Raw genomic sequence first — 25,618 nt, forward strand, 5'->3', positions numbered from 1 at the left:
TAACTAAAGGAGAGATCATGGATGAACAACGATACAGGTAAGAGGGCAATTACCGAGGATAAGCAACCAACTTTGATTGTTGGTGGAACAGGCAAGACCGGTCGGCGTGTGGCTGAGAGGCTGATGAAGCTCGGTCTGCCTGTAAGGATTGGTTCCCGTTCTGGCGACCCGGCCTTCGATTGGGAGAACCCACACACATGGGAAGCGACATTGCAGAAAGTGAGAGCGGTGTATATCACTTATAACCCTGACCTCGCGCTGCCGGGTGCCGCCACAGCCATTGGTGCTTTTGCCAACCTTGCCGTGAATAGTGGGGTCAAGCGGCTGGTTCTGCTATCCGGCCGAGGTGAAGAAGAGGCACAGCTAAGCGAGCAGGCTTTACGGGAATCCGGTGCTGACTGGACGATTCTGAGAGCGAGCTGGTTTAGTCAAAATTTCAGTGAAAGCTTCCTGCTAGGGTCGGTGCTCAGCGGTACGGTTGCTCTTCCGGTTACAGAGGTGGCGGAGCCGTTCATCGACGCTGAAGACATTGCAGATGCAGCAGTTGCAGCTTTGACGCAGGAAGGACATATTGGACAGCTCTACGAGTTGACCGGACCGCGAGCGCTCACCTTTGCAGAAGCAACAGAAGAAATTGCCAGGGAGAGCGGCAGAGCTATCCGCTATGTGCCAATTTCGACAGAGCAGTTCAACTCTATGCTGGCACAACAGGACGTACCGCAAGAGATAATGGCACTGCTGACCGACTTGTTCACCAAGGTGCTGGATGGCCGTAATTCCCACTTGACCGACGGCGTCCAGCGGGCCTTGGGACGGGAACCCCGGGATTTTGCCGACTACGCTCGAAATGCAGCCGCTACAGGTGTGTGGGGAGGTTCGAGATGAGCGACCGGATTGTCAATAGCCTGACCTTTTTCTCGACTGTAGGCTCGGGATTGATAGCAGGAATATTTTTTGCTTTTTCAGTATTCGTAATGACTGCCCTCGTCCGACTCCCACCGGCGCAAGGTATTGCCGCTATGCAGTCCATCAATATGGTTATACTCAACCCACTATTTGGCTTGGTATTTGGAGGGACGGCCTTAGCGTGTGGAGTCCTGGCGATCACCTCCTGCTTCAAATGGGGCGAAGCAGGTATGATGTACCTGCTTGTCGGCAGCATATTCTATCTCATTGGCTCCTTTCTGGTAACCATCGTGTTCAATGTTCCGCTGAACGACGCACTGGCCGCAGTAGACCCTGGCAGTGCCCAAGGCGCCGACCTATGGATTCGTTACAACGCTAGCTGGACGGCTTGGAACCATGTACGGACTATCGCTTCCTTGGCGGCACTGATATCGTTCATAATGGCATTCCGACAGATCGGCTAGCTTTAGGGAATTCAGGTAACAAATTGCACATTGTTGACTCATTACGTATAATGGTTTACACAAAAGGTAATGATTTGATATCATAAAAGGAATATTCAAAAGCGATGATGAGATGAGTAAGGGAAAATGTTCTTACACAGAGAGCTCCGGAAGCTGAAAAGGAGTCAAGAGCTTTCCCCCGAACCAAGCCTCTGAGCAGTGCGTCGGAACCTTCGATGGGGATGGCGTGACGGGAGCTCCCGTTATAGAGCTAAAGTATAAGCATTGTCTGCAATGCCGTACTTGATGAGGTTAATATGGCGACATATTAATGAAGCTGGGGTGGTACCGCGAAAATTTCGTCCCCGAGACATAAAACTGGTCTTGGAGGTGAAGTTTTTTTGTTGATTGTCCACTTATCACGTTCATTAGGAGGAGACCATATTGGCTAACGGGAACGAGCATCAAACTGAAAACTTTTTGTTTAGACTGATTAGTGGGGAGCTGGAGGCGGGTAAATTCGGAAGGGACATGTGTACACGATTTCCTCCCGAGCCTAACGGCTATCTTCATATCGGAAGCGCCTATGCCATACACACGAATTATACGATTGCCCATAGATTTAACGGAACCTTTCATTTGCGATTCGACGACACGAACCCTCTTAAGGAGAACATCGAGTATGTGAACGCGATTATAGAAGATATCCAATGGCTTGGTTACGATCCGGGCGATCATATCTATTATGGCTCGGACTATTCAGACGAAATATATAACGCTGCAGTTACCTTGATCAGGCAAGGAAAGGCTTATATCTGTGATTTGACGCCAGAGGAAGTGTCAGAGTTTCGCGGAACCTTGACGGAACCGGGCAGAAACAGTCCGTATAGAGACCGTTCAATTGAGGAGAATCTGGAGCTTTTTGCAAAAATGAAGCAAGGGGACTATCAGGCCTCCTCCAAGGTTGTTCGCGCCAAAATCGATATGGCATCGCCTAATATAAACCTGCGTGATCCTGTGATATACCGTATACTCCATGCTGAGCATTACCGAACTGGTAATGACTGGTGCATCTATCCGATGTACGATTTTGCCCATCCTATACAAGACGCGATTGAGGGTATCACGTATTCCTTATGCTCCATTGAATTCAAAGACCATCGCCCCTTGTACGACTGGGTTCTCAGGGAGCTTGCAATCCCCGAGCCTCCGCGGCAAAGAGAATTCGGTCGGTTGAGTCTAACGGGTGTCGTAACAAGTAAACGGTTTTTGAGGCAGCTGGTGGAAGGCAATTACGTAGATGGTTGGGATGATCCCAGATTGCCTACGCTCCGCGGCTTAAGAAGAAGGGGCTTCACTCCGGAAAGCATACGCAGCTTCATCGAGGAGATTGGCAGTATTCGAACTCAAAGCACGGTAGACATTTCGCTGCTGGACCACTGCCTCAGGCAGGATCTCAAACCGAAAACGATCAGCGTTATGGCTGTTTTACAGCCTTTAAAGGTCGTTATTACCAACTACCCGGACAATGAGATGGAGCTGTTAATGGTTGAAAACAATAGCGAGAATGAGGCGTTGGGAAAAAGAGAGGTGCCTTTTTCCAAAACGATCTATATCGAACGGGACGATTTTATGGAGCAGCCACCTAAGGGCTTTCATCGGTTGAGTCTGAATGCTGAGGTCAGGCTGAAGGGTGCGTATTTCATCAGATGCGAGCAAATGATCAAGGACCCGGATTCAGGAGAAATTACTGAGCTTCACTGTACCTATGATCCCATCACAAAAAGCGGTAGTGGATTTACCGGGCGTAAGGTGAAGGGCACGATCCATTGGGTGTCGGCATCGCATGCCGTAAAGGCTGATGTTCATCTATATGAGAAACTGCTGCTTGTACAGGAGGTTCCGAAGGAGGGCAGCGGAGATTGGACGGAAGCGATAAATCCTGATTCACGCGTTATCGTAAAGGATGGATTGCTGGAGCCATTCGTCGAACATGCCCATTCCGAACAAAAATTTCAATTTTTCCGACATGGCTATTTTTGCGTGGATAAGAAGCTCACTACAGGCAAGCAGCTCGTATTTAATCGTATTGTACCGTTGAAGGATACCTGGAATAAAAATTGAGGATTGTGCCAAGAACCAGTCTAAACGCTAACCTGCTGTGTTAGACTGGTTCTTGCCATTAGGAAAGTTGGGATTTCCATGTGTTTAATTTTGTTTGCTTATCAGGCACACGAAACTTATAAGCTTATCGTTGCTGCTAATCGTGATGAATTTTACAACAGACCGACAGCAGCCATTCATTATTGGCAGGATCATCCTGATGTGCTTGCAGGTCGGGATTTGAACAAAATGGGCACCTGGATGGGAGTGACCACGGCTGGGCGCTTTGCAGCTTTAACGAATTATCGAAACCCAAAGGAATCAACGGACGGCAAACGTTCAAGAGGAGAATTGGTGGCGGATTTTTTAATCAACAATGAGCAGCCTGAATCTTACATGCAGGAAGCCGCTAACAAACGTAATGCATATCCTGGGTATAATTTGTTGGCTGGCGATGCTAACAAGCTTTACTATTATTCGAATATTGAGGACAAGATTCAACAGCTGAAACCGGGTGTTTATGGGGTCAGTAATCATTTATTAAATACCGCGTGGCCCAAAGTCGAGCATGGCAAAGAAGGCTTGTCCACAATAATAAGTGAAAATAAAGATGATTTAACAGATCAGCTGTTAACGTTACTCCAAACCGCTGACCCGGCCCCCAATGAAATGCTTCCTCAGACAGGAGTTTCGTTGGAATGGGAGCGGACGCTTTCGCCTATTTTTATTAAAAGCGAAGGCTACGGAACCCGGAGCTCGACGGTTATGTTGATGACTGAAAAAGAGCTTTACTATAAGGAACGAGTATACACAGAGGAAGAAGTACATAATCGCGAATTTACTTTTACGTTATAATCTGTGAAGGCTTGGGTAAAGGGGAGGATTGCTGAAGCGTCACAATGCGCAGGAATCCCTTTCCAATTGTTGTAATTGAACGTCGTACAAAGCCATCTTATAGTTGATTTTGCCTAATGTTTTCATTAATTGAAGCATTTGTTCCTCGACTCTTACTTTATGATCCACCATCATTTTTTTGCGCTCTAGTAGAGTCTGATCCCCTTCTTTATGCAATTCCACGTATTGTTTTAATTCAGCCAAAGGCATTCCAGTGGAACGCAGCGATATGATCGTTTCAATCCATTCAATACTGGACTCATCATACAACCGAACCCCATTATCATTTCGTTCTGCATAAGGCAGTACACCCTGTTTTTCGTAGAAGCGCAGCGTATGAGCAGATATCCCCGTTTTTTTGGAAACATCATTTACCGTATATGACATAGTTGAATCTCCTTCCATTTAATTAGAGTTACTCTAATCTATTATACTTCTTCATCTGTGTCTACTCAATATAATTGGATGTTAATAATCGACTGCAGGTAGAGAAAAACGGGTGCATAATAGGAGACTTCCTGCATATGTATATACTGCTTTTTTGCTACTTTTGTAGAATATACTTGCACAATCAAATATGCTACTGTAAAAATGTCTGAGGAGAGGGTGAGATCCATAATGTGGAAGCAAAGATGGCATATTCAAAGGGGAATGGTACTCGGTATAACCGTATTATCTTGCTTATTCGGCACATTAGAATCTCAGGTTCACGCTATACCGATTACCAACCTGACAACCCCCGTTATTGACAATTTCCCCCGGATTCAACCTGATCTGCTCATCCTTCCAAATACAAATCTGGGAAATGTCAGCTTAATGTGGGACTATCCAGCTGCGGACCTTATTGATCCTAAAGGTTCACCGGTAGTGGCAGCGGACGGTACAGTCTATCTGGGATATAACCAGTTTGTATTTACGGGCTTTGTCGGTATGGTATCCGCCGTCACACGCGAAGGTAAGAGTAAATGGAATAACTTGACCTCAGATCAACTTCTGGGTTCTCCCACAGTAGGCCCGGATGGCACCCTTTACATGGGAGTTGGCAGTGTAAAATATAATGAAGGTAAATTTATTGCAATGAACCCAGACGGAACGCTAAAATGGTCGGTTTCCATAGGTCTCGTGGATGCCAAGCCCGTGTTTGGATCGGATGGCACCATATACGTGGCTGTCAAGGATGGAACGCTGTATGCGCTTCATTCAAACGACGGAACTAAGCAATGGTCATCCAAGGTTGGGTTCAAGTCGACCGCTTACATGGCCATAGGCAAGGACGGCACGATCTTTTTGGGCAATGAGAGCAACGTTTTATTCGCGGTTAAGCCTAATGGCAGTATCAAATGGACGTACCAAGCTGGAGGACTAGTCAATACCGTTCCTGCACTGGGGGCGGACGGCACCATCTATGTCAGTGCTGCTGACAGCAAGCTGTATGCGATCAGCCCGAGCGGAACGAAACAATCGGAGTACACTTTTGGAGGGAATCCCTTTTCTCCTGTGATTGGCTCGGACGGTACGATTTATACCGGGGCCTCGGATCAAACCCTGTATGCACTACAGCCAAATTTGACACTGGAATGGAAAACCGTTTTCAACAAAGCCATAACCCCGACCGTCATCAGTCCGAATGGATCCATTCATTTGCTAACGGCTAGTGGTATGGTTTATGCCTTGAATCCTTCCGACGGCAGCACACAATGGAGGTATGGCATCAACACCCCCGACATGGCTCTCGCTCCGACTATTGGAGAGGACGGTACCGTGTATGCAAGTGGAATGAAAGAGGCGAAATTGAACCTGTACGCTTTGCGTGTCAAAGTCAATGGGATAACCTTGAATAAGACTCAAGCAACGCTGCAGACGGGCGCAAGTGATAGCTTATCGGTTGCGCTGTCCCCGAACAATGCACCTAATAAGAAAGTCACATGGAGCAGCAGCAAGAATGGAGTAGCTTCCGTGGACAATGAAGGCAATGTAACAGCTGTCTCCTCCGGTACGGCAACGATAACTGCACGGACAGAGGACGGAGGACTATCCGCCACATGCGAGGTTACTGTAACCAATCCTGCAGGAACAATCGAGGTGCAAAGCATTAGTATCCAGCCTGCCGAGTTGTCCGTCAAGGTGGGGCACAACGGGAAGCTAAAGGGAAGCGTGCTGCCAGGCATCGCATCCAATCAAGGGCTGCTTTGGAGCAGCAGCAACCCTGGCATCGCTCAGGTAAACGACTCAGGTCAGGTGACGGGGATTGCACCCGGAAGGGCAAGCATTACCGCGAAGACGGTTGACGGAGGTTTTACAGCTGCGAGTCAGATTACCGTACTGCAGGGAACGATGACGGCGCCGGGCTCGGATGCATTCACCGACATCGAGGGACACTGGGCGAGTGAGGAGATTGCGCGGGCTTACGAACTCCATATAACGAACGGCTATCCGGACTTTACATTTCGGCCGAATGGCAGCATCACCCGTGCTGAATTCGTAGTCATGCTGATGAACGGATTAAAGCCAGAGCTGCAGCCATCTGAATTGGGATTTATTGACAGGGATGAGATTGGCATATGGGCGCAGACATCTACCTCTCAGGCTGTACAGCTTGGTATCGTTAGCGGCTATCCGGATGGTACATTCCGACCAGAGGCCAATATTACGCATGCCGAGATGGCTGCTATGGTATTCAAGGCTTTAGGAATTCCACTATCAGCCGTTACAACAACAAGCTATTCGGATGATAGCGACATTCCTGAATGGGCCAGAGGTGCCGTGTCTACTGTAGAGAAGACGGGCATTATTATCGTGGGTGGCAAAACCACTGGTCCGTTCGCCCCAACCGATCTATCTACCCGCGCAGAAGCGGCAGCTTGGATCGTAAATATGATGGATATCATAAATAAAAAGTAAATCATTGTCATCGATTATTCCAATTCCACCAGCGGACTTCGCCCACACGGATGCTGGACACCCAATGCTCCTCTTTAAGCTTTAACAGTTCTTTGGTAGGTCCGGTCACAACCACTCCGTAAAGCTTCACTCCATTAGCCTCCAAATAAGTGATGGTTGGCTCGAGTGGAAGCCATGGAGCAAGGCGATTGGTAATCGTTGGATACTTTTGCAGTAAATGCAGAGTATCCAGGAAATTTTTGTCGCGTACCGTTCCGTCTCCATAAGTTTGGATGCCTGGTGAAATAGAGCTTTCCATGACAGTCTTGCCGAACCAGCCTCGCTTTTCTTCAGAACGGCTTGTCACCTGCATATCTTCAGCATGCCATAGCGGATATGCGGGAAAGCCGACCGGATTCATCACCCATTCTGCGTCACCGAGCTTTCTCTCTTGGCCAGTGTAGGCGGCAAACCAAACAGGTGTCATATTTTTACCATTAAATTTCTGTAGAAGCTCATCGGTTGTATACCTCTTATCCAATGACACAAAAGCTTCGGTAACCGTACCCTCAGGCAGCTTCTCAAGTGTTGCCCAGTCCTGATTACTGCTAGCCGCATCTGACCCGGAAAGTAGAAACAGACTGGCGTTGGAGTTATTTCTTTCAGAATGCCATGTGGTTTGCTCTCCCATAGGCCAACCCAACAAAAACTTTAGTTGAAAATCTCCGACAGAAACCTCTGAATCGCCAATTTTCTTTTTCATATTACCTTTGTAATCCATAGTGAAATAGGCGTTTGAATTGCTTCCTCCACTTACGGTGAGGTTAGGGCGGGTGAGGGCAATCGAAGATGAAACAACATCCTGGTATAGACTTGACCGATTGCCCAATCCATAAAAAAGTCCAGTCAATATCGCACTGATGAGGGTAAACGTGATCAAGATTCCAATAGCAGTCAAGGCGGTTTGAATTCTTGCCCGCCACTTACTTCTGCGCAGCAGGGAAGCTTCTTTGATTGGTGTGGAAGCCTTATTGGCACTACCTTCTATCAGCAGATGACGATCTTCATCATTCCCCATAAGCTCACCAAGATAAGCTTGGTAGGCTTCCATCTTTTCAAGCTCAAGCTCGAATTGCTCCTTGTCTCTGTCCGTTAATTTACCGTCTGCATAGTCTTGTAATTGACGCTTGAAATCATCACCCATCATGAACCCTGCCTTTCATTGTGTTGTCTGACGACTTGTCTTGCGCGGTACAAAAGTATTTTAAAATGAGATAACCGGATTTCCATAATTTCTGCGGCTTCGCGGTACGATAGCTCATGAAAGTCGTGCAGCAGTATAGCTTGCTTTTGATTGACCGATAGTGTGGATATGGCATCTCCAATGTGCCCCCATAGCTCCTTCTTCAACAGCAGCTCATCAGGAGTTTGAGTATCAGATAGCTGCATGAAAAACTCTGTCCCTGTGGGTATACTTCGCTGTTCTTTGCGATAATAATCTACGAAAACGTTGTAAGCGACCCTGAATAGCCACGGCTTAATTTTATCATCCTTACAGTTGTCCAGATACAAATAAGCTCGGTAAAAGGTTTCCTGCACCAAATCTTCCGCGGCATGATGATCTCGGCAGAGGGAGATTAAATACCGATAGACGTCCTTTACATACGATTGATACATGCTGTCGAGCGTGTGTCGCTTCATGCCTTCCCCCCTCAACCTATACACGTTTGAATTGGGTAAAGGTTACAAATGAATTGATAGGATTCCTTGCTTGGAATCTAAATGATATCCTACAGAGGTTAGTTCGTGCTAGTCAGCAAACCATAACCAGCTGAGATATGGTATAATAGATCCGGGTTACAAACCCTTTTTCTAATATGAATCCGGGGAGTGCTTATTGTGATTATCAAATTCATTCGTTTGCATTAATTTGAAGTACAGTTTCTCTAGACTCATCCATTTTTTTGTAAATGTGCTGAGGTTTATTTAAGTGTACATTTTTTCATGTAAACACATTCGAATGAAATGAGGAATCGATATGAGCGAACAACTAATTAGAGTTAACGGAATTGATATATGTGCGGAAAGCTTTGGGGATTCTCACAATCCAGCGGTTTTACTGATCATGGGTGCCATGTGTTCGATGGTTTATTGGGATGACGAATTTTGCCAACAATTGGCGGATACAGGACGGTACGTGATTCGATATGATAACCGGGATGTTGGACGTTCCACGGTGTATGATCCTGGAAGTTCAAATTATACGGTCGCTGACATGGCCGAAGATGCTGTCGGGTTGCTTGACGCATACCATATTGAACAAGCACACATTGTCGGGATGTCATTAGGCGGTATGATTGCTCAGGTTATGGCAATACGCTATCCTCACAAGGTGCACACCTTGACATTGGTCGCATCGAGTATTTTCGAATCTGACAATAAGCGAGAGTTACCACCAATGGATGAGCGGATACTTGCGTATCATGCTAATGGAGCCAGTTTGGACTGGTCAGATGAAGATAGGGTTGCCGATTATTTGGTTGCAGGTTCAAGCTTGCTGTGTGGTCCCAAACATAAATTCGAAGAAAAGAGAGCTTACAAGCAGGTCAGAAAAGAAATAAAACGAGCAAGGAACCTGCTCAGCATGTTCAATCATGCACTGCTTCAAGACGATGCTTCTTTTGAGGGGAAGCTACAAAGCATCCATGCACCTGCACTGGTTATCCATGGTACAGCCGATACAGTGCTTCCACTGGAGCATGGTTTGGCTCTAGTCGATGAACTTCCCCATGCATCGCTGCTTTCCATCGAAGGGACGGGTCACGAAATTCACTCGGACGATTGGGAATGCATAATTAACGCCATTAAGAACCATACTCGGGTCGTGTAGGCTTGGCGGATCTCATTAGCTAAATAACAATACAATCCCAGAAGGGCTGCTATCGGTACAACCGAATAAGTAGCCCTTCTTTTTGGATTTCATTTATTCCATTTAAAGGGAATTATCCGCGTATATATAACACAATTATCGTAATCAAACACCTGTCAAATTCGGGTGGACTGCAATAAAATGAGTGTACAGTTATGGGATATATGTAAAATAATGAAGGATTCCATCCGAGCTATCAAGAACTTAATAAGTATAGGGGTGAGGGTATGTATAATATTTTGATCGTGGATGATGAACCGATGATATGTAAAGGCATCGCTGCTATTCTTACTCAATCAAAGCTGAATATTTCAGAGGTTTTTATTGCATATAACGGATTTGAAGCGCTGGACTTTATTCACTTGGAGAAAATCGATCTGGTGTTTACCGATATTCAAATGGAGAAGATGAATGGTATCGAGCTGATTGAAAACCTTTTTATGGAGGATCCTTCTCTTCCCGTTGTCATTCTATCCGCTCATGGGGAATTTGAGTATGCCCAGAAGGCGATCCGTTTTGGAGCGAAGGAATATTTGGTTAAGCCGATTACACCGGATCATTTGGTTTCGGTTGTTGGGACGCTGCTGAGTGAGAAAGAAAGTAAATCCCATCATTGGGTGAACTGGGAGGGGCAGCTGGCGTTGCCTGAGTATTCCAATCTGGAACAGAACTATTACTTGAATGAACTTGTAACAGGCTCGATCCACGAATCCGATGTAGCCTCCATTGTGGAGAAGCTTGGAAGTCGTGTGAACGGCAAATATTTTAGCATGCTCATGATCAAGCTGTCCTTGGATCGGGGCGGTATCCATGATGAAGAAATAATTGCAATGAAGGACAGAAGCCTGCTGAAATACGCCTCACTGAACATTATTGATGAGACGGTGAATCAGTGGAACCATTTTGTTTTTAATAATCACAATTCAACCTTCTCGCTGCTGCTGCAGGTAACCGAAGAAGAGAATCGCGATTTGCTGCGCATGAATCAATTGCTCATGGTTGCCCAGATGATTCATAACAATTTACATAAATACGTTAACGTTAAATGCCATATCGGTATCAGTCGCATCCGTGAAGGTGTGACACAATGGCCAGTCATTTATACAGAGGCACTGGAAAGCTTGAATTGGAGTGACACCAACAAAGGGCATTATATGTCCTACATTGGGGATATCGATAGTGTCATGAACGATCAATCCTTAACCCATACGCAAATTGATGAAGTAAATCATCGCGTTGTGCTTGAAACAAAAGCCTACATAGAGAGCCACTTTTGTAATAAAGGACTCAAGCTTCAGGTTATTGCCGACAGCGTGCATTTAAGTCCGAACTATTTGAGCTATTTGTTTAAAAAGGTGATGGGGGTTAACATCTGGGATTATGTGACGAAGCTGAGAATGGAAGAAGGCCGGCGCCTGATTCTTATGACAGATAAACGGAGATATGAGATATCTGAAGAAATCGGCTACGAGTCACCCGAGCATTTTAGCAAAATTTTCAAAAAGCATTTCGGGATCAACATATCAGAGTTAAAAAGCACGGGTCAGTAACTTGCGACATGATTAGCGTAAGACTGCACATCGTAGTGAGATGAGACTCCCTTTATAATCATAAGTGTAGACAACAAACCTTAATGAAATGATTTGAAAGGGGAACCACACATGAAAGATAAGAAAGGGTATGCATTCAGTGCATTTGCACTTACGGCTCTGCTAGCAGGCTGTAGTACGAACAATATGACAGCATCTACAACTCCGAAGGAAACAGCGGCGGCGAATAAAGTAACCATTACAGCGCAAGGGTTCAAACCGGATCAAAAGGAAAAGAACGACCAGCTCGATCAACGTATTAATCGTTTCAAGGCCAAATTCCCGAATGTGGATTTTAAAAAAGACGACTGGCAGTATAATCCGCTTGAAATCGGGGTGAAAATGGCATCGAACAGTGCACCAACAGAATATACGACGTATGCCACAGAAGGTAAAGTGCTGGTTAATAAAAAGTGGGTCGCTGATATGACAGATTCGATGAATACCTGGGATCATGCCAAGGATATGAACGATTTGCTGTCCAAACCATTTGTCATTAATGGTAAAACGTACGGCGTACCCGTTGATGGATATGTCATGACGATTACTTTAAACAAAAAGCTGTTTAAGGAAAAAGGCGTTGAGCTGCCTCCCATCGATTGGACCTGGGACGATCTGCTTGATGCGGCTCGCAAAATCAGTGATCCTGCCAAAGGGATAGCAGGCTTCATTCCCATGGGTAAAGGACCGGAAGCAGGCTGGAACTGGACGAATTTTCTCTATGCTGCCGGCGGAGACGTGCAAAAGCTGGACAATGGCAAAGTTGTTGGCCAATTTAATTCCGAGGCGGGTCTGAAAGCGTTGGAGTTCTATAAAAAGCTTAAGGATGAAAATCTGATTCCTCAGAACTGGGCACTTGGTTATGGCGACGCTTTAAATGCGTTCTCTCAAGGACGCGGCGCGATGGTCATGTGTGGAAGTGGTAACGCAGCGGATACAGCGATTAATGAGGGCGGCATCAGTAAGGACGATCTGGTCGTGTATCCGATTCCGTCACTGACTAAAGGTGGCAAGCATACAGGTGTTCTGGGTGGGAACTACCGCGTCATTAACCCTAAAGCCGACAAGCAAACCCAACAAACGGCGTTCAAATGGATCACAGATGAATACTTCACAGAAGAATTCCTCGGCTCTACTCAAAAAGAAATCGAAGATCGAAAAGGCAAAAATCGCGTATACATTCCCCAACCGATCAATTACTGGAATGACTCTTCGGACTTTGGTAAAAAATACGCCAGCTTGCTCGCCAAATACGATAACGTTTTCAAATATGATCCGCAATTGCTCAGCCTATGGGATGGAAAACCCGAAGCTCAATACGAGGCACAAAAGTTCTACACGGAAATGGCCAATGTCATTCAGAAAATCTTCACCACCAAAAATGTCGATTTGAAGAAAACGTTGGAAGAGACCTCGGATAAATTGCAGACTGAAGTATTTGATAAAGTCAAAGTCGAATAGCAGGCTGCATAATCGGACCTAAACCTCTGTTGGTTTGAGGTCCGATTGTTTGTGGATGGCATAATGCCATGAGATCGCAACCCGATGAATGAGGAGTGTCTGATATGGAAACCGATGTGTTCTCGCGACAAGCTGTGGTGACGTCACAGGCAAGAAAAAAGTTGAACTGGTATCTATGGGGCACCTTATTTGTTCTGCCTGAGCTTATTTTGTTTTTCATATTTCTATGGGTACCCATTTTTAAAGGTATCGTGTACAGCTTTTACAGCATCGACTTTGTGGATGGCAATCAGTTTATTGGCTTGGAGAATTATCTGAACATCGCGCAGGACGAACTATTATTCACATCTATCCAAAACACACTTTACTATATGGCTCTCGGTATCCTGCTTGGCTTCTGGATTCCACCTCTCGTCGCCATTGCAGTTACCGAATTAAAATACTTTCAGGGAGCGGCTCGAATTATCGGTTATTTGCCAAGCGCCGTACCTGCGATTGTGCTTTATGGGATGTGGTTATGGTTCTTTGATGCGGTTGGCCCGATTAACAGTCTACTCGAAAGCATAGGGTTCACGAAGGTAGATTTTTTCAGCTCTCAAATGTCGATGATATCGATTGTGCTACTGGAAACCTGGCAAAGCTTTGGAGCGGCGACTCTGATCTATATTGCCGCGATTGTCAGCATTCCGAAGGATTTGTATGAAGCGGCTGAGATTGACGGGGCCAGCATATGGCAGCGGATCAGGCACATCACATTGCCCAGCATCAAGACACTCATGGTACTGCTGCTGCTCTTACAGCTTATCACGACATCACAGGGCTTTCAGGCCCAATTATCAATGACCGATGGCGGACCCAACAATGCGACGCTGACTTACCTGCTGTGGATTAACCATACCGCATTTCGCGATCTTGATTTTGGCAAGGCGAGCGCGATGGGCAGTCTGATGTTTTTTGTACTCATTCTGTTGTCCATTGTATATAATCTACTGCAGCGCAGAGGTGAAAAGACATGAAACAGGAAGATCGCGGGATTATCTCAAGCTATGACTTTAAAAAAGTGTCCGTTAAGCTCGGCTATTCACTTATGGTGCTGGTCATTGTCTGCATGGCGATTACGATGCTGTATCCGTTCTTTAATACCTTTTTCAGTTCACTCAAAACACGTGAGGAGTTTTTCAGCTTTCCGCCGACGTTTTTTCCGAAGGATTGGATCTGGAAAAATTACTATGATGCATGGACACAATTTGATTTACCCTTGCTGACCTTTCTGAAAAATACGATCTTGATTTATGTCGGCAATATGGTATTTTCGCTGTTGTTTATCGGGTTGGCGGCCTTTGCGCTATCTCATTTGAAGGTTCCTTTCAAGAAATGGGTGACACTGTACTTTTTGGCTACACTGTTGATACCGCCTGCCACCTATATCGTACCTAATTTTCTGAATTTGAAAAGTCTCGGACTTATTAATACGTATTGGGCATTTTGGCTGCCTGCTGCGGTGAATGCGTATTTTATGCTGCTGCTAAAAAACTTTTTTGACGGCATTCACAAAGAAATTCTGGAAGCGGCAAGGATGGATGGGGCCAGTGAATTTAAATCCTTCACAACCATTGCGGTTCCACTTTCCCTGCCGATCATCGGGACCCTGCTGCTGCTCGCTTTCTCCAATACATGGAACGATTTCTACTGGCCTAATATCGTGATGACGGAAAAAAGCATGTATCCGCTAGCAACCGGTATTTATCGTTATGTCGTATATCCGACCTCAGTCATTCCGTGGAGCGTTCGCTTTGCCATTCTCACTTTGGCCATGCTGCCGCCGATCCTGTTCTTCCTGACCTTCCAGAAATTTATTATACGCGGCTTAAGTGCATCAAGTGTAAAAGGTTAGCAGCTCCTCAACTTGAAATAGCACCTTACAGAAGACATTTTCTGAAGGTGTTTTCTTTCATTTAAAGGAAAAGGTACCGATACTCACGAATTTATTGTAAATATATAACATCTAGTATCATGAAACGAGAAAGGGATGCACGAGGCTATGATCAAAATGCTGCGGAATATGAAATTGATGAAGAAGCTTATCATGCTGCTCATCGTATTCGTCGTCATTCCCATTCTGGTTATCGATTTTGTCGTAGCCAAAAAGCTCGAATCCATTACGGAAGAACAGGTCGGCAATGCCCTGCTGCAGCTAGTGAGTGGAAGTCATTTGACATTGGACCGGGAAAGCACCGATTTCGAGGAAAAGACCAAGAACATCATGATTTCGCAAGAGATTCAGCAGTTGGCCAGCTTGCCTTCCTCATCCGAATATGAAAGACTTGCTATCTTTAATGCATTGGACAAATATTTGAATAATTACTCGACGAATGCGATACGGTACTCGCTGTTTATATCGGATAAGGATAAATCGTATTCTTTTGTTCCCAACCCGGATTTGTTAACGAACGGAATTTTCTACTCCACCGATTTTAATGAATTATCGTGGTTTAAAGACGCCAGCGAAGCCAAAGGAAAAGGGATTATTCGGGTTATCGATAAATTCGGATATAATCCTAACCATACACAGACGGTTGCCTACCTACGCCAGCTGAACAGCACATATAATGGAGAGATGGTTATCGGTTATTTGGCTGTCTCGGGTATTGAAACTCAGCTGCAGATGGATTTTACGCCATTCAGCAAATATACGGATGCTGAGGTCGTACTGCTCGACCATACTCAAGCTGTGCTAGCAAGCAATACAAATTATTACAACGTCGGAACGAACGTGAGTGTGCCGCCAAATAAGCTGGAAGGGGTATACAAAGTAAAGGAGGCGAATCACGAATTGATGTGCATCCTGCATACAAGTGAATACACGAATACGCAGCTGCTGATGAGAGTGCCTGTGGAGTCGATTATTATCGATCATATTAGTGTGCAGCATTTGGTGAATTGGATTATGATTGTATATTTCCTGATTCTCATTCTCGCTAGTATGTACTTCATTCAATCGATATTGAAACCGATCTCCAGGCTGGCGCGCATCACGAACTCCTATCATCCAGGACAGTCGTTGTCCATATCCATACAATCGGACAGCCAAAACGAAATCGTACTGCTGAACAATCTGTTCATTCGTATGACGAACCGGCTGAATCAGACGATATATGACAAGTACGAGCTGGAGCTGAAAAATAAAGAGGTAGAGCTGTCTACGCTTCATGCACAAATCAATCCGCATCTGCTGTATAACACCTTGGAATCGGTTTATTGGCATACATTAATGGAGGGCGCAGCCGAGTCCGCCCAAATGATAAAGGATTTATCGCTGATTATGCGTATTGGCTTGAGTAAAGGGAAGCTGCTCATTCCTATTATGGAGGAAATTCATCATGCGGAGGCTTACTTGAGGCTGCAGCTATTTCGTTACGAGTACTCGTTCCAGGTCTACTGGGACATCGAAGAGGAAACGAAACGATACCTGATCCCAAAAGTTGTGCTGCAGCCCATCATTGAAAATGCCATTTTACATGGAATCAAAAATATGAGTCACGATGGAGAGCTAAGGGTTTCTGTCAAAATGGTTGGTGAACGCATCGTCATCAGCATCGAGGACAACGGGTACAAGCAAATAGATATTGAGAAGCTAAATGCGATTCTGCATGATGGAGAGACCAACAAAGGATATGGCATTATTAATGTGCAGAAGCGCATTCAGCTGCATTTTGGCAGCAACTATGGTATACAGTATTCGCTTCGCGAAGATCAGGGCGTGTGTGCAAGGATCGAGATACCTATGGTGCTGGATGGGAGCGGCTGAGAAGTACGGTTGAGCTCAATCGCGATCAGCTTGAGATACGTCTATGTCTGTCGTTACATAAAGTAGTTCCTCTTCACAATTGGATGACTAGCCCATCATACGCTACTTGTATGCCAGCCGGTGTAAAAATTTCCGTCAAGTCCTCATGCAATAAGCCGGCATTATGAGAAAAGTGGGTCACCACCACCTGGGCTCCCAGTTTCAGGACGTTGTTGTCTACCATCCATGTTTTCGTTTCAAGTACTGCTTCGACGTTCATATGATTGTTCCTGTTCGAGCTGTAGCCTGTTGTACATTCCAATATAACCAGATCGAGCTGTTTATCCTTAAGCCAATTCCAGGTTTGTTCAGGGAACCAACCACTGTCGTTGCCGTACAGTATCGTTGTACCTTCCTTATCAATGTAATAGAGCAAGCAAGTTTCATTTGGATCATGATCGGCTAGTAGAGGTACGATGGTCGCGGTCTGCGTCTTGATGGATTTAAAGGGATCAACCCTATGGAAATTATAGTTATGGGACAGACCGTTTAATGCCTGCTGACAGCGTTGGAGGGGTATTTCGTGACCATAGACATGCAGGGGTTTATTCCCAAACTGTGCGTAGCCTTTAGCGCGAATTCCCATATCTTCTGCATACAAGTGGTCGGAATGGGAGTGTGTGATCAGCAAATCCTGCACGTTGTTCATATCAATTCCGTATTTCAGCGAGTGGTACAACGTATCTGGCGGAAAATCGACCTTCAGCACTTCATCGATCATTACCGATGTTCGTGTCCGAATGTTACGCCCCCCTCGTTCACGAGCTTGATGACAAGTGGAGCATTGGCAAAAAAGTGACGGAATCCCTTCATACGCAGCGGTACCCAGAAAATGTACTTTCATTAGGTTGTTCCTCCTTAACGTTATTCATTAGAGTAGAGGCTTGCCATACAGTGAATAGGGGAAGCTGCCTCCCCCTAATGATGATACAGCATACAGTTGTTTTCAAGTCTTATTTTTTGAGCAAACCAGCCAAGGAAGGCAGCCGAGTTTTCAAACCTTACGTTTAGGGATATATTGTGAGGGCGATATCATGATATGAGGAAGGTGTACCTAATGAAAATAACGGAAGTAATCATACGCACACATCGCTTCGACGCAATGAAAGCTTTTTATGGCTCCTTGTTGGGGCTGGACATTCTAGAGGATCAACAGCCGCATCTGTCGTTCCAAGCTGGGGAATCGATTCTTTCTTTCCGGGAGAGCTCGCCCACGGAAAATCCGTTTTATCACGTTGCGTCGATAATCTGATTGAGTTCATCGCTCACCATACGCTTGACAATGCGGTAGACGAAGCTTGGTTGCCAGGGTGCTCACTGAAGCGTTTCAGCTTAACCTATGGGGTGGGGACGGGCAGCAATTCGCGCCGCTTGGTGACGTGGAAGGCCTCTTGATTGTTGTAGACAAGCAGCGGCCCTGGTTCCCGGATGGACGAACACCAGCCGTGTTCGATACAACAGTTTCTATTAAAGTCACAGATTCAGCGAGCCCTAGGCTTCAGAATGGCCTGTATGAATTAAGATCGACTTGAATAGGGACCTGATCAGTCAGCATCTTACAGCTGATCATTGGGGGGATAGAGAGGTGAGTTCAAGCCGATGAAGCAACATGCAGAAATAAAGGTGCATATTGTGTTTGGAGATTCTGCTGCTGGAAGTTTAAAGCTAGCTATTCAGCAATTGGGATATGCCGACACGAACAAGGTCATTTCATTCCGCGATCGCTTTTCTATAGGTCCGTTATGGAAGCTTCATGATAAGGATGGGTGGGACCAAAGAAATGAATGGATCAGAGACCACATTAATGATGAGTACAATGAGGTTCATGACGAAGATGCAGAAGTCGATTATCAAAACTTGATAGGACAAATTGAACAAATTCCCGCACAAGCTGAATGAGATATTTGTGTTTAACGCAGGGGAAGTTTGCAGCAAAAGATTCAATCTTCCCGACAGGTCGATCGATTATACTTTAGTTTCTCAACATTAAATGCAAAGTAGATATATAATGTGCTGAATAAAAGACTAATTTGGATAGGGTGGTGTACATGGAATGGTATACGTCACAAGAATATTAGTTTACAACAAAGTTGACTACTTGTTTAAAAAAAAGAGACAGCCATTAATCATTGGCTGCTCAGGCATATATTCGCTATTTATCGTTATAAAGTTAGACATCAATGCGTGTAAATTCTCGATGCACGATATGATTAGGGTTCTGATTGAAGGCCGCGTCTCTTCCGAAAGTGCCAACCAGCACGGTGTTATCATCTTCATGATGTACTTTGATTTGAACCTCATACGTAATGACATTAACAGGAATAGTAGTTGTATGAAAAATATTGGAACGTGATGGAACTTTTACAGTAACTTCGTCGATTATTGTTTTTGTACCATCCAAGGCGAAAACTTTAATTTTTGCTGTTACAGTTTTGTTTCGATTGTTGTTTAATACATGGGTAACGGTATCAACTGAACGATTATTGCCTGTGTTTTCAAGTGGACCTGTTGAGTATTTTATAGACATATTTATCACTCCTCTCAATCTTACGTACTAGCAGTAAATGCATTGATAGGGTCAAATGAAATGGACAAGTTGCAGGGGACAACAATGGATTTACTAAAAATGCTCACGTAGTGCGGCAGCCGTGTACAGAATTAATAGTTTGTTACCCCTTATACCAAGGAGAGGAGGCAAGGACATGGCAGTCCCAAGGATTCTGCATTACCCTAGCATCAAGTGGAATCTATCGGAATGTATTATCGAGCACATGCCTCAGCATACAACCTATCTCGAACCATTCTTCGGATCCGGCGCAGTACTCTTTAATAAAGTACCCTCGCAACTCGAAACGGTCAACGATCTTGACGGCGACGTTGTAAATCTCTTCCGAATCATTCGGGAACGTCCAGAAGAGTTGGCAGGAGTGGTTCACTGGACGCCTTACGCCAGAAGGAAAACGACGATGCACACAATCCTGCTGCCGATGCGCTTGAACAGGCACGTAGATTACCGTATGACGTTAGCGTGTACTCTTGGCGGAGGCGCTGGGGAATAATCGTTCCGATCAACCATTATTACACGGGGGATAGGTGATCGGAATGAGACAAATAAATTGCTTATAGATGCGGGCTAATACTAAACGTTCTTCTACAGCCTGCCTTGTAGCTTCTCTATCGATCTCCCATGGAAATACTGGGATTGATCCGACTATAAGTGAGCAGGAGTCTGCGGATGATTTTGTTGACTTTACCATTGGAATTAACGTGAACAATAAATTCATCTTGTTGAATCCTTTTGATTCGCATCTAGAATTTACGGAGCAAGTAAAAGTCATTATCAAAAAATATCAGGAATGGTTGCCAGAACGCGCAGGGATTGAGACTAATGCTTATCAGAAATCGCTCAAGCAACAAACCATTAAGGATGCCTATATTCCTGTTAAGGGACTCAATCAAAATTGTTTTGAAATAGCAAAACCACCTCTGCTGCCGAATGAATATCCTCAATAGGGATGTGATGAAATGGGCATTACATTCCAAGGTTTTAAAGGCAACTCCATGAAGGGTGGACTGATCTGGCAGGAGAGTGACAGCTTATTTCCTTTCACCTGTATTTATTTGCCGGCGCGAGTTCCCCATGGGCGGTAATGCGTTTATAACATCATCTATGAGTCGTCCAGATCACTCATCCACTGGCTGCAGGAGTGTAGACTGTAACAATCGAAATGATCCGAATCGAAAGATGGCACCGAAGTATCCCGACAGAAGGACGCAATTTGACTAATGGATCAAGCGATATTCAAAGATATTCCGAGCAAATGATAGTTCGAGTGTAAACGATTAAAAAGGAATTGCCGTGGCTCAGCAACTCCTTCATCTTGAATTTTAATTAAATTAGGATAGCTCTGATAATAAGGGAGGTCAGTATGGCTCTCCGTATAATGACTCCTCTAGAGTTCATAAACCGGATGGTGGTATGGGTACGGCTCTTGGCTACAACTCGTCCATTAAAGACAGTCGTAGTTCCATTCGTGTTTCTAACGACAATACCATAAAACCGATTGAGTAAAAGATTCATATATATCGCCTCACTTTTTGTTTGGTGATATATTCTATTCTTCTTTCTCATAACAGTGAGGGCTAGTTTACTAGGTTAATAGAGAAAAAAATTAGGAATAAAGAAAAACCACCTCATAAGAAAGATGGCTAGAGGAATGGATATTTTTTACACCAATGCAGCTTCAGGAACGATACCTTTTTTAAGAATGGTCGACTTAATGTAGGCTGTTACCAGGGCATCGTAGGTCTTTACATTAGTCTCTCCGACTATTAATTATCTTGCGGAGAAAAAAACAATTATGCAAGTCAAAGTATGTTGTATAAGTTAAATTTTGAGGGGAGAATCAAGGTGCTACTTACAGGAAGGGTTTTCTTGATAGCTAAGAATGATGGGCAATGAAGTAACTGATTCGGAAAAACAGGCATTAAAAAATGTAATTGATGCATTTTTGGCTCTGGGTGGTTCGCTAGATGAAATATATTAGCAAAAAATACAATGGCAAAGGGATATGCTGTGCAAAGTGATGGGGGCAGTGTACAACGCTTACAGCTTCGAAGTTGGCGTTTCTGATTATTCCCAAGTGATAAGAAAGTTCAAAAGCCCTCATCCTTCATCATCGGGATTGAGGGCATATTTGATCATTTGATCAATTTATCCATTACATCTTGATACTTTTTAAATTGATCTTCTTTCATGTCCCCACTCATTTGAATTAAAAATAGCCCTTTTGCATAAGTAAAGGAATACAGCATAGCAGAACTTTTCCCAAGCTCATCGTAATATTTTTTAATATTATCTAAATCAGCTTTATTTTCAAACTGTAACACACGGCCTCCGATGTCTTTTCCTAAAGATGGAACAAGAACGCGCAAGCCATTACCTAATTTAGGTGCCATACCGTAGTCCTTTGCCTCCATTTTAGTAGGCGTTTCAGCTTCAAGGCCTCCATCTTTAAATGCTTGAACAAGGCTCTCTAAAGTAACAGCTTTAATAGTCTCTTCTTTTTTTGCGGGTGCTGTTGCGGGAACGGTAGCTGGTGTAGAAGATGACTGAACATTTGTCTGATTAGGTGCCGAACCACAGCCGGATGCAAACAAGCATATTGCAGCGATTGACGAATATAAAATAAACTGTTTTTTCATGATACGTTTTAAACCCCTTTTTTTGTCTGATATTGTCAGATACAACTATACCAAATATAGGAATAAAGTACCATACCCTGTAAAGTAAACTTTTCCTGACCATAATCTCAACCACGAGGGAATATCAAGAGCCTCTTCCTTCGGGATCGAGGGCATTTTGTGTTTGCATGCAATTACCTGCCATGTGATAATATTGCTATAAACTTCATAGAGGTGAATGATGAAAAAAGTTATCGGACGTATTACGTTAGTGTGTATTATCGTGATAGCAGGCTACTCCGCAGTAAAGGCTTCTGTAAAGTCAGATCTAAGTAAACCGGCTCAAGGGGTAACTCAACCGGCCGCAGTAACAACGGGGCAGTCGGTGGGCGAATATTACTTCACTCGTGCTGATCAGCATCCCGATAAAGCGTTGATCGATATCATTAATGCTGCAAGCCAGACATTGGACATAGCCATATATAGCTTGACTCATCCAGATATAGTGGCAGCGATCAAAGGCGCAAAAGATCGAAGCGTAACAGTTCGGATCATCACAGACAAGGTTCAATCCGATGGCAAAGTACAGGGCGAAGCTATGAAAATACTGGGCAGCGCCGGTGTCCCGATGAAGGTTAACAAGCATAGCGGCCTCATGCATCTTAAAATGTCAGTTGTCGATAAGAAGATCGCAACTACGGGATCATTTAACTACTCCAAAGCAGCCAGTACGATGAATGATGAAGTGTTGATGGTCATGCGTAACGATGAGGTAGCCAAATCCTTCACAGAGCAATTTGAACACATGTGGAATGACACGAAGGGATTTGAAACGATCGAGAAGAAAATTGCCCAATAAGAACATGACTAAAACCCTCTATCTTTAGATTGAGGGCTATTTTTAATTCAATTAATTGGTTAAGTTATTGAGCGTTCAGAAATGACGGAATAAAAGGAGGCGCGGTACTTCGCCGGTGGTATCCCAAAGTGTTTGCGGAACAGACGAAAAAAATAGTTCATATCAGAGATACCTACACTAGAGCTAATTTCCCGCAAGGATGATTCAGAGTGCTCCAATAGATCTCTGGCCTTCAACATCCGAATTCTGTTCAAATATTGGAGAGGCGTTAAGTCGGTATGCTTCTTCAAACATTTGGATAAGTAATCGATAGAAAAATTTAATTTTTGTGACATCTCCTCAAGGCGGAAAGGTTTGTCTATATGGTCATTCAGATAGATGATAATGTCGTCGCAGATTTGTTGACTGTGGTGATTATGTGAAGTTTTCGACATTTTCTGAAGCATCATGAGCAATTGTCCAAATAGAGCCTGAAGAGGGAGCATCTGTTCAAGGACGGAGAGGTTGCGAAGTTCTATCATCTCGTCCAGAAGCGACCAAATCTGACTTGTGTTCAGTTCTTTGAATTTAGGGATATACATGAACTGTTCCTGCGGTTCAAGGTCGCGGTATGTGGTGATGGGTAGAACGGAATGCCAACGGATCTCTTCGGGGTGCACGAGTCGGTGAGCAGAATGATGTTGAAAATGCAGGTAATAAATCAACGTGTCCTCCCTGCAGGCGATATGGCCATAGTGCAGCTTGCCTGGTTCCAGAACGAGCATCTGATTTTCCCCAATTTCGTAAGGGATCCCGTCTTCATTCATATATAAGGTGCCGTATCGGACGAAAATGATATCGTACAGTGAGAATATGCGTTCATAATGTTGATATGACTTGGGAAACTTGACTTTGCTCACCGTGACCAGGACGGGAAGAGGAGGAATCGACAGCTCCAGACATGACATGGGGACGCAACCTTTCCATTCGTTTATGTAACATAAGTATAATGGCTGAATGGGGCCCTTGCAACATACCATAGATTGATTTTGTGCTTAATTTGAATGATTTTCTGAATAGTAATGCATTTGGAGAGAATCTATAATGGAAGGAGAACATGGCCCTGTCGGGCTGGAATGGAGTGAAAATAGTAATGACAACAAACTTATATGAGCGGTTGCTACCAGCACCGAGAGACGGTGGATTTGAAATGACAGAATATTGGGTTTGGTGCGGCTCGGTAGTCCAGAGTGAGGACGGACGCTTCCATATGTTCGCCTCCCGTTGGCCTAAGCATCTTCCTATGCATCCGGGTTGGCTTGCCCATTCGGAAGTAGTGCGGGCCGTTTCCGACACGCCTGAAGGTCCGTACCAATTTCAAGAGGTCGTGTTGCCTGCCAGAGGCGCACAATATTGGGACGGCCGCAGTACTCATAATCCACATATCGTTAAACATGGAAGTAAGTATCTCCTGTATTACATGGGTACAACTTATCCGTTCCCCGATGTAGATCCAGGCGAAAAATACGACTTGGATGATGCTCGTTGTATCGTGGCCAGAGCCAACAAACGGATCGGCTTGGCCACAGCGGATAGTGTAGAAGGACCTTGGGAGAGACTGGACAAGCCAATTCTAGATGTCCGGCCTGGCAAGTTCGACAGCTACCTTACATCGAATCCGGCTCCTTGTGTACACGAAGATGGCTCTGTACTGCTCATTTACAAATCCAGAGCTTACAAGGGACATACCTTCAGCGATATGGCTCTTGGGGCAGCTTGGGCGGATCATTACACAGGTCCTTACCATGCTATGAGCGAGGAACCGATTTTCCCGCCTTCGGATATTCACCTTGAAGATCCCTTCGTATGGAAAACCGAAGACGGCTATGAGATGATAGCCAAAGACATGAACGGAAACGTGGGCGGAGAAAAGCACGGAGGTATTCATGCTCATTCCCGGGACGGTATGAATTGGCAGCTTGCCGAAAATCCTAAAGCTTATTCACGGCAAGTCACCTGGGATGACGGAACTACAAGGCGTATGGGCAATTTCGAAAGGCCGTTCCTGCTGTTCCAGAATGGGAAACCGACTCATTTGTTTGCAGCTACGGCAGACGGAGACGGAAATTTTGGTGGTCGGAACACTTGGAACATGGTTATTCCTATTAGAGAATGATAACGAAGGTGATAAACGCTGACGGAGTGAGAGCTCACTTCGACAGCGTTTTTTTGTCTATTTTCCAGGAGGCAAGGATCGTGCGCATTGCTGCTCCATTTATTGATTACGTATTAGCTTGGAATCTAACCAAGGACGTACAATTGGCAGGACGCTGGCCGCTTGCATAGCTTGGGTGTGATCAAGCCCATCAACAATATGAACATCCCAGCCGAGAGCTTCAATTTCGCTACGCTTGTTAATAAGTGGTCCAACGATGTCCACCTGTACGTCGCCCCAACGTTTGCCATACTATATAAGTTGAACTAAAGGAATTCATTTCCAACCCGTCGAATTAAAGATATACAACCTGAAAGCGACGGTGAAAT

At 44.8% G+C, this 25,618-nt stretch carries 26 protein-coding genes and 1 other annotated feature; of the genes, 19 read left to right on the top strand and 7 right to left on the bottom strand.

The window, feature by feature from the left end; translation table 11 throughout:
• The first annotated feature begins 21 nt into the window (after window positions 1-21).
• From BK127_RS35070 to BK127_RS35085, 4 genes are all read left to right on the top strand, one after another.
• Window positions 22-885, top strand: a complete 864-nt coding sequence (locus BK127_RS35070; RefSeq protein ID WP_076237122.1) for an NAD(P)H-binding protein — start codon at window positions 22-24, stop codon at window positions 883-885.
• Window positions 882-1,370: an anthrone oxygenase family protein gene (locus BK127_RS35075; protein ID WP_076237125.1), complete on the top strand. Its 489-nt coding sequence runs from the start codon at window positions 882-884 to the stop codon at window positions 1,368-1,370. The genes BK127_RS35070 and BK127_RS35075 overlap by 4 nt, the downstream gene beginning before the upstream one ends.
• Window positions 1,371-1,465: 95 nt before the next feature.
• Window positions 1,466-1,719 (top strand) — a binding site (T-box leader).
• Between the two features lie 74 nt (window positions 1,720-1,793).
• Entirely contained in the window at window positions 1,794-3,473 is a 1,680-nt protein-coding gene (locus tag BK127_RS35080; RefSeq protein ID WP_076237127.1) for a glutamine--tRNA ligase/YqeY domain fusion protein, read from the top strand.
• Window positions 3,474-3,551: 78 nt separating this feature from the next.
• Window positions 3,552-4,307, top strand: a complete 756-nt coding sequence (locus BK127_RS35085; RefSeq protein WP_076237130.1) for an NRDE family protein — start codon at window positions 3,552-3,554, stop codon at window positions 4,305-4,307.
• 39 nt (window positions 4,308-4,346) lie between these two features.
• Here BK127_RS35085 and BK127_RS35090 read toward each other — a convergent pair whose 3' ends face one another.
• A complete protein-coding gene (locus BK127_RS35090; RefSeq protein ID WP_076237132.1) occupies window positions 4,347-4,733 on the bottom strand; it encodes a MerR family transcriptional regulator in 387 nt (128 codons plus the stop codon).
• A 231-nt stretch (window positions 4,734-4,964) separates the two neighbouring features.
• On the opposite strand from BK127_RS35090, the gene BK127_RS35095 reads away from it, so the two are divergent.
• The gene (locus BK127_RS35095; protein ID WP_076237135.1) at window positions 4,965-7,247 is read left to right on the top strand and encodes an S-layer homology domain-containing protein; all 2,283 of its coding nucleotides are present in this window, start codon (window positions 4,965-4,967) and stop codon (window positions 7,245-7,247) included.
• A 7-nt stretch (window positions 7,248-7,254) separates the two neighbouring features.
• Here BK127_RS35095 and BK127_RS35100 read toward each other — a convergent pair whose 3' ends face one another.
• Both BK127_RS35100 and BK127_RS35105 read right to left on the bottom strand, forming a co-directional pair.
• Complete coding sequence (locus tag BK127_RS35100; protein ID WP_076237138.1) at window positions 7,255-8,430, bottom strand: anti-sigma factor; 1,176 nt, start codon at window positions 8,428-8,430, stop codon at window positions 7,255-7,257.
• Window positions 8,430-8,927, bottom strand: coding sequence for a sigma-70 family RNA polymerase sigma factor (locus BK127_RS35105; protein ID WP_076237140.1), 498 nt, complete (start codon window positions 8,925-8,927; stop codon window positions 8,430-8,432). Before BK127_RS35105 ends, BK127_RS35100 begins: the two co-directional genes overlap by 1 nt.
• A 337-nt stretch (window positions 8,928-9,264) precedes the next feature.
• On the opposite strand from BK127_RS35105, the gene mle reads away from it, so the two are divergent.
• The 6 genes from mle (at window position 9,265) to BK127_RS35135 (ending at window position 17,013) form a co-directional block, all read left to right on the top strand.
• Complete coding sequence (gene mle / locus BK127_RS35110) at window positions 9,265-10,116, top strand: alpha/beta fold macrolide esterase (RefSeq protein ID WP_076237143.1); 852 nt, start codon at window positions 9,265-9,267, stop codon at window positions 10,114-10,116.
• Between the two features lie 266 nt (window positions 10,117-10,382).
• Window positions 10,383-11,705, top strand: a complete 1,323-nt coding sequence (locus BK127_RS35115; RefSeq protein ID WP_076237145.1) for a response regulator transcription factor — start codon at window positions 10,383-10,385, stop codon at window positions 11,703-11,705.
• Between the two features lie 111 nt (window positions 11,706-11,816).
• A complete protein-coding gene (locus BK127_RS35120) occupies window positions 11,817-13,205 on the top strand; it encodes an ABC transporter substrate-binding protein (protein WP_076237147.1) in 1,389 nt (462 codons plus the stop codon).
• 104 nt (window positions 13,206-13,309) lie between these two features.
• Window positions 13,310-14,221, top strand: a complete 912-nt coding sequence (locus tag BK127_RS35125) for a carbohydrate ABC transporter permease (RefSeq protein ID WP_076237149.1) — start codon at window positions 13,310-13,312, stop codon at window positions 14,219-14,221.
• On the top strand, window positions 14,218-15,099 hold the full coding sequence (locus tag BK127_RS35130) for a carbohydrate ABC transporter permease (RefSeq protein WP_076237151.1): 882 nt from the start codon (window positions 14,218-14,220) through the stop codon (window positions 15,097-15,099). Before BK127_RS35125 ends, BK127_RS35130 begins: the two co-directional genes overlap by 4 nt.
• Window positions 15,100-15,246: 147 nt before the next feature.
• Window positions 15,247-17,013, top strand: a complete 1,767-nt coding sequence (locus tag BK127_RS35135; RefSeq protein WP_076237153.1) for a sensor histidine kinase — start codon at window positions 15,247-15,249, stop codon at window positions 17,011-17,013.
• A gap of 73 nt (window positions 17,014-17,086) precedes the next feature.
• Here BK127_RS35135 and BK127_RS35140 read toward each other — a convergent pair whose 3' ends face one another.
• Entirely contained in the window at window positions 17,087-17,896 is an 810-nt protein-coding gene (locus tag BK127_RS35140) for an MBL fold metallo-hydrolase (RefSeq protein ID WP_076237155.1), read from the bottom strand.
• Window positions 17,897-18,109: 213 nt separating this feature from the next.
• Here BK127_RS35140 and BK127_RS45160 point away from each other — a divergent pair, with 213 nt between their 5' ends.
• The 3 genes from BK127_RS45160 to BK127_RS35150 all read left to right on the top strand — a co-directional run bounded on the left by BK127_RS45160 (window position 18,110) and on the right by BK127_RS35150 (window position 18,951).
• Window positions 18,110-18,304: a VOC family protein gene (locus BK127_RS45160; RefSeq protein WP_256711588.1), complete on the top strand. Its 195-nt coding sequence runs from the start codon at window positions 18,110-18,112 to the stop codon at window positions 18,302-18,304.
• 58 nt (window positions 18,305-18,362) lie between these two features.
• The gene (locus BK127_RS45165; RefSeq protein WP_256711589.1) at window positions 18,363-18,584 is read left to right on the top strand and encodes a hypothetical protein; all 222 of its coding nucleotides are present in this window, start codon (window positions 18,363-18,365) and stop codon (window positions 18,582-18,584) included.
• 67 nt (window positions 18,585-18,651) lie between these two features.
• Complete coding sequence (locus tag BK127_RS35150; RefSeq protein WP_076237158.1) at window positions 18,652-18,951, top strand: DUF1835 domain-containing protein; 300 nt, start codon at window positions 18,652-18,654, stop codon at window positions 18,949-18,951.
• 271 nt (window positions 18,952-19,222) lie between these two features.
• Here BK127_RS35150 and BK127_RS35155 read toward each other — a convergent pair whose 3' ends face one another.
• A complete protein-coding gene (locus BK127_RS35155; protein ID WP_076237160.1) occupies window positions 19,223-19,579 on the bottom strand; it encodes a hypothetical protein in 357 nt (118 codons plus the stop codon).
• Between the two features lie 175 nt (window positions 19,580-19,754).
• On the opposite strand from BK127_RS35155, the gene BK127_RS35160 reads away from it, so the two are divergent.
• The 3 genes from BK127_RS35160 to BK127_RS45170 all read left to right on the top strand — a co-directional run bounded on the left by BK127_RS35160 (window position 19,755) and on the right by BK127_RS45170 (window position 20,703).
• Window positions 19,755-20,111, top strand: a complete 357-nt coding sequence (locus tag BK127_RS35160) for a DNA adenine methylase (RefSeq protein ID WP_144026660.1) — start codon at window positions 19,755-19,757, stop codon at window positions 20,109-20,111.
• 67 nt (window positions 20,112-20,178) lie between these two features.
• On the top strand, window positions 20,179-20,565 hold the full coding sequence (locus BK127_RS35165) for a hypothetical protein (RefSeq protein WP_076237162.1): 387 nt from the start codon (window positions 20,179-20,181) through the stop codon (window positions 20,563-20,565).
• Window positions 20,566-20,577: 12 nt separating this feature from the next.
• Window positions 20,578-20,703, top strand: a complete 126-nt coding sequence (locus BK127_RS45170) for a hypothetical protein (RefSeq protein WP_256711590.1) — start codon at window positions 20,578-20,580, stop codon at window positions 20,701-20,703.
• Window positions 20,704-21,753: 1,050 nt separating this feature from the next.
• Here the strand turns inward: BK127_RS45170 and BK127_RS35170 are convergent.
• A complete protein-coding gene (locus BK127_RS35170; protein WP_076237165.1) occupies window positions 21,754-22,257 on the bottom strand; it encodes a hypothetical protein in 504 nt (167 codons plus the stop codon).
• A 220-nt stretch (window positions 22,258-22,477) separates the two neighbouring features.
• Here BK127_RS35170 and BK127_RS35175 point away from each other — a divergent pair, with 220 nt between their 5' ends.
• The gene (locus tag BK127_RS35175; protein WP_076237167.1) at window positions 22,478-23,095 is read left to right on the top strand and encodes a phospholipase D-like domain-containing protein; all 618 of its coding nucleotides are present in this window, start codon (window positions 22,478-22,480) and stop codon (window positions 23,093-23,095) included.
• A 59-nt stretch (window positions 23,096-23,154) separates the two neighbouring features.
• Here BK127_RS35175 and BK127_RS35180 read toward each other — a convergent pair whose 3' ends face one another.
• Window positions 23,155-23,994: a helix-turn-helix transcriptional regulator gene (locus BK127_RS35180; RefSeq protein ID WP_179097718.1), complete on the bottom strand. Its 840-nt coding sequence runs from the start codon at window positions 23,992-23,994 to the stop codon at window positions 23,155-23,157.
• A gap of 221 nt (window positions 23,995-24,215) precedes the next feature.
• Between BK127_RS35180 and BK127_RS35185 the strand changes: the two genes are divergently transcribed.
• Window positions 24,216-25,250, top strand: a complete 1,035-nt coding sequence (locus tag BK127_RS35185) for a glycoside hydrolase family protein (RefSeq protein WP_256711591.1) — start codon at window positions 24,216-24,218, stop codon at window positions 25,248-25,250.
• The last annotated feature ends 368 nt before the right edge of the window (window positions 25,251-25,618 follow it).

The sequence above is a fragment of the Paenibacillus sp. FSL H7-0331 genome (genome assembly GCF_001956045.1).

Excerpts from the sequence above, each read along its gene's own strand:
- BK127_RS35070 (WP_076237122.1), top strand. The coding sequence starts at position 22 with ATGAACAACGATACAGGTAAGAGGGCAATTACCGAGGATAAGCAACCA.
- BK127_RS35075 (WP_076237125.1), top strand. The coding sequence starts at position 882 with ATGAGCGACCGGATTGTCAATAGCCTGACCTTTTTCTCGACTGTAGGC.
- BK127_RS35085 (WP_076237130.1), top strand. The coding sequence starts at position 3,552 with ATGTGTTTAATTTTGTTTGCTTATCAGGCACACGAAACTTATAAGCTT.
- BK127_RS35090 (WP_076237132.1), bottom strand. The coding sequence starts at position 4,733 with ATGTCATATACGGTAAATGATGTTTCCAAAAAAACGGGGATATCTGCT.
- BK127_RS35095 (WP_076237135.1), top strand. The coding sequence starts at position 4,965 with ATGTGGAAGCAAAGATGGCATATTCAAAGGGGAATGGTACTCGGTATA.
- BK127_RS35100 (WP_076237138.1), bottom strand. The coding sequence starts at position 8,430 with ATGGGTGATGATTTCAAGCGTCAATTACAAGACTATGCAGACGGTAAA.
- BK127_RS35105 (WP_076237140.1), bottom strand. The coding sequence starts at position 8,927 with ATGAAGCGACACACGCTCGACAGCATGTATCAATCGTATGTAAAGGAC.
- mle (WP_076237143.1), top strand. The coding sequence starts at position 9,265 with ATGAGCGAACAACTAATTAGAGTTAACGGAATTGATATATGTGCGGAA.
- BK127_RS35115 (WP_076237145.1), top strand. The coding sequence starts at position 10,383 with ATGTATAATATTTTGATCGTGGATGATGAACCGATGATATGTAAAGGC.
- BK127_RS35120 (WP_076237147.1), top strand. The coding sequence starts at position 11,817 with ATGAAAGATAAGAAAGGGTATGCATTCAGTGCATTTGCACTTACGGCT.
- BK127_RS35125 (WP_076237149.1), top strand. The coding sequence starts at position 13,310 with ATGGAAACCGATGTGTTCTCGCGACAAGCTGTGGTGACGTCACAGGCA.
- BK127_RS35130 (WP_076237151.1), top strand. The coding sequence starts at position 14,218 with ATGAAACAGGAAGATCGCGGGATTATCTCAAGCTATGACTTTAAAAAA.
- BK127_RS35135 (WP_076237153.1), top strand. The coding sequence starts at position 15,247 with ATGATCAAAATGCTGCGGAATATGAAATTGATGAAGAAGCTTATCATG.
- BK127_RS35140 (WP_076237155.1), bottom strand. The coding sequence starts at position 17,896 with ATGAAAGTACATTTTCTGGGTACCGCTGCGTATGAAGGGATTCCGTCA.
- BK127_RS45160 (WP_256711588.1), top strand. The coding sequence starts at position 18,110 with ATGAAAATAACGGAAGTAATCATACGCACACATCGCTTCGACGCAATG.
- BK127_RS35150 (WP_076237158.1), top strand. The coding sequence starts at position 18,652 with ATGAAGCAACATGCAGAAATAAAGGTGCATATTGTGTTTGGAGATTCT.
- BK127_RS35155 (WP_076237160.1), bottom strand. The coding sequence starts at position 19,579 with ATGTCTATAAAATACTCAACAGGTCCACTTGAAAACACAGGCAATAAT.
- BK127_RS35160 (WP_144026660.1), top strand. The coding sequence starts at position 19,755 with ATGGCAGTCCCAAGGATTCTGCATTACCCTAGCATCAAGTGGAATCTA.
- BK127_RS35165 (WP_076237162.1), top strand. The coding sequence starts at position 20,179 with ATGCGGGCTAATACTAAACGTTCTTCTACAGCCTGCCTTGTAGCTTCT.
- BK127_RS45170 (WP_256711590.1), top strand. The coding sequence starts at position 20,578 with ATGGGCATTACATTCCAAGGTTTTAAAGGCAACTCCATGAAGGGTGGA.
- BK127_RS35170 (WP_076237165.1), bottom strand. The coding sequence starts at position 22,257 with ATGAAAAAACAGTTTATTTTATATTCGTCAATCGCTGCAATATGCTTG.
- BK127_RS35175 (WP_076237167.1), top strand. The coding sequence starts at position 22,478 with ATGAAAAAAGTTATCGGACGTATTACGTTAGTGTGTATTATCGTGATA.